Origin of the sequence: Ferrovum myxofaciens (assembly GCF_000735045.1) — a bacterium.
GTDB classification, from domain to species: domain Bacteria; phylum Pseudomonadota; class Gammaproteobacteria; order Burkholderiales; family Ferrovaceae; genus Ferrovum; species Ferrovum myxofaciens.
In genome coordinates this window covers 1-253 of the sequence record NZ_JPOQ01000544.1, presented here as the reverse complement: position 1 = coordinate 253, position 253 = coordinate 1, and the positions used below count along the sequence as shown (strand labels likewise).

Genomic DNA, 253 nt, shown 5'->3' with positions numbered 1-253 from the left:
AGCGTGCAAGCCTTTGCTGGTGCTTCCTGAAGGTGTTGAGCGGTTCGATATGACTACCATCGGACAGAGTTGCAAAGCGGGTGATACCCACGTCGATGCCGACGATGCTTGTGGCCGGATGCACCGACTGCTCAACCTCGCGCTCGGTCTGGATGCTCACGAACCACTTGCCGCCGTTGGCCGACACGGTGATGTTGCTGACTGTTCCCAGCACGTCCCGGCTGTTGCGGTATTTGAGCCATCCCAGCTTTGG

General features: G+C 58.9%; 1 pseudogene. It reads right to left on the bottom strand.

The features are described from left to right. Positions 1-253 (bottom strand): annotated as a pseudogene (locus tag IV91_RS0115020) (RNA-guided endonuclease InsQ/TnpB family protein); the annotation flags it as partial.